The organism is Aquificaceae bacterium (genome assembly GCA_037722135.1).
Classification (GTDB): domain Bacteria; phylum Aquificota; class Aquificia; order Aquificales; family Aquificaceae; genus Pampinifervens; species Pampinifervens sericum.
The window spans coordinates 1-7,301 of record JBBKAW010000038.1 but is presented as its reverse complement, the minus strand read 5'-3'; the positions used below and the strand labels follow the sequence as shown (position 1 = coordinate 7,301).

The following is a 7,301-nucleotide window of genomic DNA, read 5'->3' as shown; positions in this document are numbered from 1 at the left end:
TGCTAAACTTTTCAGTAAGCAGTTCAAGCATAAGGTTTAGTATAATACAGTGTATGCCTACTTTCAAGATAGCGGTTTTAGAGGGAGATGGAATAGGTCCAGAGATAATTGCTTCTACCCTTAGGGTGCTAAGAAGGCTTGGTGAGCTTTCGGGTTTGGACTTCCTTTTTGAAAAGGCTCTTATAGGTGGCTCTGCCATAGACCAGAAGGGCACGCCCTTACCACAGGAGACGGTGGAGCTATGCCTTAAGTCGGACGCAGTGCTTCTTGGTGCAGTGGGAGGTCCCAAGTGGGATAGCCTTCCCACAGATAAAAGACCAGAGAAGGGTCTTTTGGGTATAAGAAAGGCTCTTGACCTTTATGCAAACCTCAGACCTGCAAAGGTGTATGAGCCACTCATTAGCTCCTCTCCTCTAAAGGAGGAGGTCGCAAGGGGGACAGACTTTATAGTGGTTAGAGAGCTTACCGGTGATGTCTACTATGGAGAACCGAGAGGTATTTTTCTGTATGAGGGCAAAAGGGTAGGCATAAACACTATGAGGTATACAGAGGATGAGATAAGACGCGTTGTGCGTAAAGCCTTTGAGATAGCTCGCCAGAGAAGGAAAAAGCTCACAAGCGTTGACAAGTCTAACGTTTTAGAGGTTAGTGCCTTGTGGAAAGCGGTGGTGGAAGAAGAGGCAAAAAACTATCCAGAGGTGGAGCTGGAGCACCTTTATGTGGATAACTGTGCCATGCAGATAGTGAGAAGACCCTCTTCCTTTGATGTGATAGTAACGGGCAATATCTTTGGAGACATACTCTCTGACGAGGCGGCGGTCATAACGGGTAGTCTTGGAATGCTACCCTCTGCCAGCCTTGGAGACAAGTATGCTCTCTATGAGCCAGTGCATGGCTCTGCACCAGATATAGCAGGCAAGGGTGTGGCAAACCCGATAGCTACCATACTTTCTGCAAGCATGATGCTTAGGTATTCCTTTGGGTTAAAAAAAGAAGCAGACCTTATAGATAGAGCAGTGGAATTGGTGCTTGAGAGGGGCTACAGAACTCCAGACATATACAGCGAGGGTTGTATAAAAGTGGGAACAGAGGCTATGACTGACGCTATAATAAAAGCCATGGAGGAGCTATGGGAAGGATTGTCTTAATTCTTATATTCTTCTTTTCTGTAAGTGTATGGGCACAGGATGCTTTGCAAGGCTTAAAGGACTTTTTCCAAAGGGAAGGCTATGTGGTAAAAGTGGAAGGAAACAGAGTGATTATAGACCTTGGTAGAGAGAAGGTAAGAATAGGTGAGGAGTTTGCAATTCTTAGAGAAGGCAGAGAGATAGTCCATCCCATTACAAAGCAGGTTATAGGAAGAGAAAGCCAACAAGTGGGAACTCTTAGAGTGGAAGAGGTGCAGGATAACTTCTCTTACGCAAAACTTATTGAAGGGTCTCCAAGGGAAGGAGACAGAATAAGGCTTTTGGCAAGGGATGTGTGCTTTGAGGGTTCAGAGGAGTGGTTTTTCAAACTCCGTTCAGTCCTACCAGAATTGAAAAGGGAAAAAGCATGCACATACACTATAAAGGAACTAAAGGATGGCATAGGCGTGGAGTATAGAAACTCTCCTGTAGCCTTTTTCCAAACACAGCAGGCGGTAGTGCAGGGCATAGAGAGGGCAAGCCTTGAGGATATAAACCTGCTTGCAAGACCAAGGCTTCTCAGAGCCTTGCCATCGCTACCTCTATCTGCAGACCTTTGTGACCTTACCGGGACTGGTAAAGAGTTTCTTGTAGTGCTTTTTTCTGGAAGGGTTGAGGTCTATGAGCTTTTGAAAAACGACTTGGTAAAGAGGTTTGACTACAGCTTGCCTGCAGGTGTTCCTGTAGGACTCAGATGTGGAAAAATAGGTGCGGATAATAGAGACCTTGTGCTTGTAAACATGGTATCTGGAGACTCAGCAAACTCTCTCATTTTGAGGTCAGTGGGCGACAGCCTTGTTCCTGTAAGAAGAAATATTCCCTACATAATGAGCGTTCTTGACAAAAGCAGACCAAAGGAGACCTTTATAGGTCAAAGGTTTAACTTCAGAGATAGGTTTGGTCAAACAGTGAGGTTGTCCTTAGAGGGAGAAAACTTAAGGGAGACGGGAGCTTTTCTTGCTCCAAGAGGCTTTAGGATAGACAGTGCCTTCTATTTTGGAGACTATCTTGTTTTTACAGATAGCATTGGTAGGGTAAGGGTCTATAGAGGAGATACGGAGGTCTTTTCAACAGAAGAGGGCTTTGGTGGTTCTTATACCCTTGTGGAAATCCCTCTTGAGCAAGGAAAGGTCAATTTCATCTTTAACCCACCGGGCACAGGGGCAAGGTTTTTAAACTTCAACATGGCTTTTGTGGTGAAAAACCATACAGGTATAGTGCAAAGATTTTTAGACATAGTCAAATACAGCAGAGGTGAGCTCTTTGTTATAGGAGAGAGGCGTAAAGACCTTGTGTTTATAAGACCCATAAGGGGTGGAAACTTTGAAGAATCCGTGCAGGCGGTGCTTACCACAAAGGATGGAAGGGTGCTGGTTCTTACTGGAAGGACTGGAACGCTTGCCATACAGAACAGAGGGGAAGTCTACGAGTTGGAGCTTAGGGCTCTTTGAAGTAATACCCTAAAACGCTCACCCATACTCACAAGCATAGTTTTTAGACGTGAAAGTCTTTCTATGTCCTCGGGATTTTCAGACTCAGAAAGCCTATAAAACTCCTCCACAAAGGCACTACTCTCTAAAAGAAAATCTCTCAAACTTTTCAAATAAACCCTCTCCAAGCCAAAGTCTTTTCCATATTCCTCTAAAAGAGAAAAGTTTACGTGTGCGGTTATGTCTATAGGTTCTACGCTTTTCAGTGGGTTTATGTCCACTTTATGAGAGCTATAACCAACAACCGTGCCTTGAGGAAACCTGCTTATTTCCTCAGAAGTGTAGCCATAGTCTATTACAAGATGATAACCTCTTACCAAGTTTTTAGATATTTCTCTCAAAAAGTCTATACAGTCTATGCAAAGCTCTAACACATGAGGGATTTTCTCATAGCCCATTCTCCTTATCACCTCCTTGAGCCTTTGGTCTTTGACCTCAAGCCATACTTCCTTGCCATCTTCCACAAATAGCTCCCTTCCTTCTTTCAATACGTGCACCGGTAGGCAGTCAAAGAATTCATTAGAAAAGACCACACCCTCAAGGGGAAAAAGGCTATTACACCAAAAAACCTTATCTCTAAATTCCTCAAGCCTCCTCTTTTGTATCTCTATAAGCGTAGGACTAAATTCGTAAATGTAATATTTAAGCCTGCCATACAGCTCTGGCTCTTTTTCCCTTAAGTATTGGAGAATATCATAGGCAAGGACACCGCTTCCTCCACCCAGCTCAAGGAAAACTGGTTTTTCAAAGTCTCCTACCAGCTTTGAAAGGTGCTCCGCCAGTGCATAACCAAAGACTCTGTCAAGCTCTGGTGCAGTGAAAAAATCCTTTCTAAAATCTCTCTGATAATACTCCTTTACCTTTTGAGACATCCAATCTCGGAAGGATATCAACCTGGTGGCCAGGACATGCTCCTCCCTGCGATGAAGTGAAGATGAAGATGAAAGACGCTTTGCCCTGCATCCTTTCCCACGTTAAAAACCAACCTATAGCCCTTGTTTAACTCCTCATCGGGTGCATAACCCAGCTCTTCTCCAAGTTTTCTTGCCACATAGAACATATGACCCACCAAAGGCGCATCCTCAGGCTCAAGGCTTTGAATACCAACTATGTGCTTTTTGGGAATTATTAAAATGTGCGTGGGTGCAACGGGATTGATATCATGAAAGGCATAAACCAGCTCATCCTCATAAACACCCTTTGAGGGAATTTCCTTCCTCACTATCTTGCAAAATATGCAGTCTTGCATGGCAAAGCCTCCTTTATCCAAAAAGCCATCTCCATATTCTAACAATTATGTTATCACTTTTTGAAGTTGTAGTAATAACTTTAGCTTGCTTGGATTGAGTTTTATGGGTATGTACCTTTTTCTGAGTGCTTTGTATATATTTGTTGTATAAGAGATGCTTTCCACATAAAACTTGCTTGTTTTTTGCAAGTATTTTGTTCTCGTAGAAATCCTTATACATTTCAAATTCGTATCCACATACCGCACATCTGACCTTAACCTTGGGAACATTATCTGGTATATAATAGTGGTAGAGCAAAAGCTCATTTCTCGATTTACCAATTTGAATAAGATTTTTATAATTTTCCAATGCCCTTATTAGTTTGTTTTCATACTCAACAAGGTCCTTAATATTAGCTATCGTTATTCTTTCAAGAAGTGCATCCGCAAGTGTTTCTCTAACCGAGGGGAGTATATGACTCCAAATATATCTCCAAGGGCCAACAGGGACATCTTCGGCGTTGTAATCTTCATCCTTGAGTTTGTATGGAAAGTTTCCCTTTTTCATGTTTTCTATAATATCCTCACCACCTTTGTAGCTAAATGGATGCTTTCCAAGCATAAGAATTCTAAATATCAACACAGCAACTGCAAAAGCTTCATCTATTGGTTGTCTTTTGTATTCTTTGAAATTAACGTTTTGTCGCAAAAGCGATGGTCGAGTGAATTCAAGAGTTCCCACATCCGTCTTAAAACCTTCTATCTGAAAGCTGTCTGTATCAATAAAGCCTACAGATACAGTCTTATCTACCTTTATAAGAATATTCAGAGGATTTATATCACCTACCAAAACGCCTTTCATATGCAAATATCTAAAACCCTTTAAAAGGTTAATGCATATGGATACAAGGTCTGCACGGGAAAGCCCATTTGCTTGTGCGTTGGTTGGAGTAAAAACGAGCTCTTGAAGAGTTTTCCCTGATATTTTTTTCATTAAGAAACCTACAAATTCACCAGATTTGTTGTATACAAGCTCCTCTGGCCAAGCTATAGAAAAAGTAGAGGATTTAACCATTTTTAGCTCTGACATGCTTTGCAACTTTTTAAGACGTAGTTTTGTAAGCCTGCTTGGATCGTATATCTTCACCAGTTTAGAGTCAATATTAGTTTTGTAGACTATACCTTCCCCACCCCTTGCAAGCTCTTCTAAAAGCATAACAGTATTACCGCTACTCGTTATAACTTCATCTCCTTCTTTTGGTATATAGCTAACATTTAATGGCTTATCTTCTATATTAATACCAGAAAAACCAGTTGAAGTTATCCTTTTTGGATACCTCATAATACCATTTTCACATATCTTATAAGGCATTCCGTTTGGAGAAACACCAATAACTAATAGCTTGCATCTTGTTTTTACGCTTTGAGATCTATGTAATTCGCATAATTCACGAGCAAGCACTTTATCGTTAGTTATAAACATTAGGTCCTTATGCACGCCAAATTTAGCGTATACCATTCTGAAAACTTGGTCTGGATGTGTATCTGTTTCTTCTCCTCTAAATTCTCCTACTTGATTGTGTATAAGCTCTTCAACTATATTTTTGGCTTTTTCTGCAATTTTCTTTTTGTCTGGGCTTGATGCTTTTTTCTCAAGCTCTTTCATTACTACATGGGGAATGTAGCATCTTCTTCCACTAACAAGTAGATATGGAGATAGATATTTATAAAAGAAAATCTCTGCTCCATCAGACATTAGGGCTGAAGTATCTACCAATACAACATACTTTGCAACCGCTTCTCTAAACCAAACAATATCCTGCATGTTAACTCCTCCCTAACAATGCTATAGAAAGGTCATCGTGCGTCCTTTGATTAAAAAGCTCCCTTCCGCTTTCCTTTAACTTTCGCTTCAGTGCTTTTTTATCATTATATTTTAAATTCAAATCGTAAAGTTTATACAAGAGTTTGCCAAATCTATTTTCTCTTTTTGAATATACAACGCTTTCCATTCCATCACTCATCAGATAAAAAGCTCTTATTCTTTCTTGATTGACATCCCCTTCTATCACCTTCATATAATTTTCGTAGCTTTCAGATGTTAAAAAGACTGTTTCACCTGCAAATTCACCTCTATAACCAGCAGATAATAACTTTATGCATCCATCTTCCATCATACACGCTACTATACCATCTCCTATGTGAAGAATCAGATACTGAGAATCCTTTATAAAAACCCCCAGAAAAGTGCAAGCCAAATCCTTTATGTCCGTGTTTAGTTTCTGTGCCTTGCTCTTTATCCTTTCCCTGACAGCTTCCAAGACACCTCTACCTGTCTCTAGTAAACTTCGATCATTACCATTTTCAATAAACCTCCTATAGTAAACAATCGCACTATTAACTACAGAGTTAGATGCTCTATAGGAGTGTGTGGCACTTCCAGCTCCGTCAGAGAGGATTGCACATGCCACATTCCCATTAGACCACGTCCTTACACTATCCTGGCAGGGTAAGTTTTCCATCATATTTTTTCTACCCCTAATAGCAAAAGAAAAGCCAAACCAACTATCCAATTTCAGCCCACCCCTTTATATTTTCATCAAGTTTTATTTTTGAGGTAGGAGACGACCTTGAAACTTTTGAAACGCTTTTACTTAACCAAACAAAGAACTCCTTAAACCTTAGACCTTTAAGTCTAAGAGGTGGTCTGTTTGGAGTAGTAAACTTTGCCAACGTGGACAGATCCGCATAAGGACCTATTCCTATTGGAAAAACAACAAGTTTTTTTGAATCTAAGAGAGTTTGCACTCTTGAAACCGCTTCATCTATTCTGTCCGTAGGTTGTCCGTCCGTCATAAGCACCATCCAAGGTTGATGATAGTCCACACCAGTTTCCTTATACATGGTTTTTCTTTGCTCAAGTTTGTCAAGGGCAGTTAAAACTGCACTTCCCATCGGAGTTTCTCCAGAAGCATCAAAAAACAAATACTTGTTGACACGCTCTACGGTAGAAAACTCTTGTAAAACTTTTACCTGACCTCCAAATGTGATCACACAGACTTCTGCAGAATACCTCGCAACTTCGTCCCTTTTAAGCTCATTAAGAAATAACTTGTAACCCTCGCTTAGCTCTCTTATGGGTTCTCCTTGCATTGAACCACTTGTATCAAGCACGAGAGCTATTGGAAGGCGTGTGGTAGGATTTTCCACAAGGTCTTCTAATGATATAAACTCATTGTGCATGATTTGAACCCTCCTAGTATAAATTATAAACCAAACCTTTCTCTAAGAATACATATAACGTTCGCAAAGACCTCGTCCTGACTTTTTGAACCATCAATTAGCACTATCCTTTCCCTCTCTTGGTTTGCCATAAGTATGTAGGCATCTCTCACT

Annotated in this window: 7 protein-coding genes; 2 read left to right on the top strand and 5 right to left on the bottom strand. The window is 40.8% G+C overall.

The features are described from left to right. The first annotated feature begins 53 nt into the window (after nt 1–53). Both leuB and WKI49_02685 read left to right on the top strand, forming a co-directional pair. Nucleotides 54–1,148 carry a 3-isopropylmalate dehydrogenase gene (leuB, locus tag WKI49_02690; GenBank protein MEJ7621411.1) on the top strand — a complete coding sequence of 365 codons (1,095 nt, stop codon included), beginning with the start codon at nt 54–56 and terminating at the stop codon, nt 1,146–1,148. Next, complete coding sequence (locus WKI49_02685; GenBank protein MEJ7621410.1) at nt 1,130–2,638, top strand: hypothetical protein; 1,509 nt, start codon at nt 1,130–1,132, stop codon at nt 2,636–2,638. Before leuB ends, WKI49_02685 begins: the two co-directional genes overlap by 19 nt. Here WKI49_02685 and WKI49_02680 read toward each other — a convergent pair. From WKI49_02680 to WKI49_02660, 5 genes are read right to left on the bottom strand one after another with little or no spacing between them, the layout of a single operon-like run. Then, nucleotides 2,611–3,549 (bottom strand): SAM-dependent methyltransferase, encoded by a 939-nt coding sequence (locus WKI49_02680; GenBank protein ID MEJ7621409.1) that lies wholly within the window; start codon nt 3,547–3,549, stop codon nt 2,611–2,613. The genes WKI49_02685 and WKI49_02680 overlap by 28 nt on opposite strands. 17 nt (nt 3,550–3,566) lie before the next feature. Beyond that, nucleotides 3,567–3,926, bottom strand: coding sequence for a histidine triad nucleotide-binding protein (locus WKI49_02675; protein ID MEJ7621408.1), 360 nt, complete (start codon nt 3,924–3,926; stop codon nt 3,567–3,569). A gap of 13 nt (nt 3,927–3,939) precedes the next feature. Then, complete coding sequence (locus tag WKI49_02670; GenBank protein ID MEJ7621407.1) at nt 3,940–5,730, bottom strand: hypothetical protein; 1,791 nt, start codon at nt 5,728–5,730, stop codon at nt 3,940–3,942. A gap of 1 nt (nt 5,731) precedes the next feature. Continuing rightward, nucleotides 5,732–6,478 carry a PP2C family serine/threonine-protein phosphatase gene (locus WKI49_02665; protein MEJ7621406.1) on the bottom strand — a complete coding sequence of 249 codons (747 nt, stop codon included), beginning with the start codon at nt 6,476–6,478 and terminating at the stop codon, nt 5,732–5,734. Next, on the bottom strand, nt 6,471–7,148 hold the full coding sequence (locus WKI49_02660; GenBank protein MEJ7621405.1) for a VWA domain-containing protein: 678 nt from the start codon (nt 7,146–7,148) through the stop codon (nt 6,471–6,473). Before WKI49_02660 ends, WKI49_02665 begins: the two co-directional genes overlap by 8 nt. Between the last annotated feature and the right edge of the window lie 153 nt (nt 7,149–7,301).

Bases quoted from the DNA above. Each gene is read 5' to 3' on its own strand.
- leuB (MEJ7621411.1), top strand. From the start codon at position 54: ATGCCTACTTTCAAGATAGCGGTTTTAGAGGGAGATGGAATAGGTCCA.
- WKI49_02685 (MEJ7621410.1), top strand. From the start codon at position 1,130: ATGGGAAGGATTGTCTTAATTCTTATATTCTTCTTTTCTGTAAGTGTA.
- WKI49_02680 (MEJ7621409.1), bottom strand. From the start codon at position 3,549: ATGTCTCAAAAGGTAAAGGAGTATTATCAGAGAGATTTTAGAAAGGAT.
- WKI49_02675 (MEJ7621408.1), bottom strand. From the start codon at position 3,926: ATGCAAGACTGCATATTTTGCAAGATAGTGAGGAAGGAAATTCCCTCA.
- WKI49_02670 (MEJ7621407.1), bottom strand. From the start codon at position 5,730: ATGCAGGATATTGTTTGGTTTAGAGAAGCGGTTGCAAAGTATGTTGTA.
- WKI49_02660 (MEJ7621405.1), bottom strand. From the start codon at position 7,148: ATGCACAATGAGTTTATATCATTAGAAGACCTTGTGGAAAATCCTACC.